Annotated in this window: 3 protein-coding genes and 1 pseudogene; all 4 read right to left on the bottom strand. The window is 75.7% G+C overall.

Annotated elements, in window-relative coordinates:
- Positions 1-49 precede the first annotated feature (49 nt).
- On the bottom strand, positions 50-1,150 hold the full coding sequence (locus AMY39116_RS44465) for an NADH:flavin oxidoreductase/NADH oxidase (RefSeq protein ID WP_020423522.1): 1,101 nt from the start codon (positions 1,148-1,150) through the stop codon (positions 50-52).
- Positions 1,147-2,118: an amidohydrolase family protein gene (locus tag AMY39116_RS0341670; protein ID WP_020423521.1), complete on the bottom strand. Its 972-nt coding sequence runs from the start codon at positions 2,116-2,118 to the stop codon at positions 1,147-1,149. The genes AMY39116_RS44465 and AMY39116_RS0341670 overlap by 4 nt, the downstream gene beginning before the upstream one ends.
- The gene (locus tag AMY39116_RS0341665; RefSeq protein ID WP_020423520.1) at positions 2,115-2,558 is read right to left on the bottom strand and encodes a hypothetical protein; all 444 of its coding nucleotides are present in this window, start codon (positions 2,556-2,558) and stop codon (positions 2,115-2,117) included. The genes AMY39116_RS0341670 and AMY39116_RS0341665 overlap by 4 nt, the downstream gene beginning before the upstream one ends.
- 15 nt (positions 2,559-2,573) lie before the next feature.
- A pseudogene (locus tag AMY39116_RS44460) lies at positions 2,574-2,802 on the bottom strand (monooxygenase); the annotation flags it as partial.

Raw genomic sequence — 2,802 nt, 5'->3', positions numbered from 1 at the left:
GCGGCCGCCGCCCCCAGCCCGCGCGAGGTTCGCGCGGGCTGGGGCCAGGTCAGTCCCGCCGGGCTGGCGCGCCCTCGGCGGGTGCGGCGCGCAGGTACTGCCACGGGTACTTCTCCCGCGCCGAGCCGGGGTCCAGGGTTTCCGCGGCGTGCAGGGGCCACGCCGGGTTCCGCAGGGCCTCCCGCGCCAGCAGCACCACGTCCGCGGACTTCGCGGCCAGGATCGCCTCCGCCTGCTCCGGCTCGGTGATCAGGCCGACCGCGCCCACCGGCAGCGCCGTCCGGGCGCGGACCTGCTCGGCGAACGGGACCTGGTACCCCGGTCCGACCCGGATCCGCTGGTCGGGGTCGAGCCCGCCGGTGGTCACGTCGATCAGGTCCAACCCGCGGTCGTGCAGCAGCGGCGCCAGGTCCGCGGTCTCCGCGGCGGTCCAGCCGCCCTCGACCCAGTCCGTCGCCGACAACCGCACCAGCAAGGGGCGCTCCGCGGGCCACGCAGCGCGCACCGCGTCGACTACCTCCAGCAGCAGCCGCACCCGGTTGCCGAACGCGCCGCCGTAGCGGTCGGTGCGCTGGTTCGCCCGCGGCGACAGGAACTGGTGCAGCAGGTACCCGTGGCCGGCGTGGATCTCGACCGCGTCGAACCCCGCGTCGACCGCTCGCCGGGCCGCGGCGGCGAAGTCCGCCACGATCCGGGCCAGGTCGGATTCCGTCGCCTCCACCGGGGAAGCGAAGCCGCGGTAGGCGAGCGGCGACGGCGCGAGCGGTGTCCAGCCGCCCTCGCCCGCCGGCACCGTGCCGCGCCCCTCGCCGGGCGCGAACGCCGACGCCTTGCGCCCCGCGTGGCCCAGCTGCACCGCGATCGGCGTGCCCTGCGCGTGCGCGAACCCGGTGATCCGCCGCCAGCCCGCGACCTGCGCGTCCGACCACAGACCGGTGTCCCGCGCGCTGATCCGCGCCTCCGGGGACACCGCGGTGGACTCGGTGATCAGCATCCCGAACCCGCCTGCCGCGCGGGCGCCGAGGTGGACCAGGTGCCAGTCGCCCGGCACCCCGTCCGCCCCGGCGCTGTACTGGCACATCGGGGACAGCCACACGCGGTTCGGCACCGTCAGCTCCCGCAGCGTCAGCGGGGTGAACAGCCTGCTCACGAGCCCGCCCCGAGGAACGCCCGCGCGTTCGCGGCCAGGGTCGCGACGTCCAGGCCGGCCGCGGTGGCGAACCCGACCGGGTCCGGCTGCGCCATGTCGAACGGGTGGTCGCTGCCGCACACGACCGCGTGCTCGCCCACCCGCGCCGTCAGCAGGCGCAGCAGCTCCGGGTCGTGGGTGACCGTGTCGAACCACAGTGCCCGCACCGCTTCGCCCGGCGGGCGCGACGAGTCGCGGCGGACGTCGGCCCGGGTGCGCCAGCCGTGGTCCCACCGGCCCAGCACCCCGGGCGTGCACCCGCCGCCGTGCACGAAGCAGATCCGCAAGTCCGGCAGCTGGTCGAGCACCCCGCCGAGCAGCAGCGCGCCGACCGCCGTGGCGGTTTCGACCGGGTTGCCGAGCAGGTTGGCCAGGTAGTGGTCCCGCCACTCCGGGCGCGGCAGCTGCATCGGGTGCACCAGCACCGACAGGCCGAGCCGGGCGGATTCGCCGAGCACGTGCCGCAGCACGCCGCGGTCCAGCGACTCGCCGCCGAGCAGCGGCGGGATCGCCACCCCCGCGATTCCCGGCTGCGCCGCCAGCCGCTTCAGCTGCTCGGTCGCCACCGCCTCGTCGTCCAGGGAGACCAGGCCCAGCCCGGCGAGCGCACCACCAGCGGACGCCACGACCTCGGCGAGCGCGGTGTTGAACGCGTCCACGTACTCGGCGGCCGGGCCGGCGACGGGGAAGGCGAACGGCGGGGCCGACAGCACCCGCACGCCGAGCCCGGCCGCGGCGGTGTCGGCGAGGATCGCCGGCACGTCGCTCATGGCCCGCGTGGGGATGGACAACGGCACCTCGCCGAGGTGCAGCTCGCCGCCGGAGTCCCGCAGCGGCCCGTACGGGGCGCCCGGCGGGAGGCCGAACAGCTCGGCGGGCAGCCAGTGCGCGTGGACGTCGACCGGCCCGTCCGCGATCGGCCCGATCACCGCCGCTCTCCCAGCGGCAGCGGCGCGTTGGCGCTGTCCAGGTGCTCGACCGTGGTGAACACCAGCTCGCTGTCGCCGATGTTCTCGATGTCGTGCAACAGGTACTCGCCGGGGCCGAACGTGAAGTGCCGCGTCTCACCGGCCACATAGGACACTTCACGGGTGGTGCCGTCGCTGGTGTGCTGGCGGCTGCGCCCGGCGTTGACCGCGGTCCAGAAGTAGTCCAGCACGTGCCGGTGGGCGTGCCAGCGCTCGCCGGGCGCCAGGCGGATCTCCCAGACCCGGACGCGCTCGTTCTCGCTCAGCAGGCGCGAGCCGACCTCGCCGTCGTGGGCGTGGGCCTCGAACTCGGCGCGCAGCTGCGGGCTCCAGCCGTCGAAACCACTCGCGACGAGGGTGCCCGCCAGCGGCAGGTCGGACAGGAAACTGGTGTCGGACATGGTCTTCTCCTCGTTTCAGTGGCCGGGCCCGTAGAGGCCGAATCGCAGGTCCGGGTCCCCGGGTGTCCAGGTGTTGTGGAACTGGGAGCGCGCGCCCATCGCCTTGACGCGGTCGAGCAGCCGGGCGCTCAGCTCCAGCTGTGCCGGCTCCCACTTGCGCAGGGCGGCGGGGACGTCGCCGTCGGCGTCGGTCAGCGCGCCGGCCAGCGCCCACGCGTCCGCGGCCGCCTTCGCGGTGCCGGCG

Origin of the sequence: Amycolatopsis sp. ATCC 39116, assembly GCF_000231075.2 — a bacterium.
GTDB lineage: Bacteria > Actinomycetota > Actinomycetes > Mycobacteriales > Pseudonocardiaceae > Amycolatopsis_E > Amycolatopsis_E tucumanensis.
The sequence above is the reverse complement of the archived record's forward strand: the minus strand, read 5'-3'. Positions and strand labels throughout refer to the sequence as shown.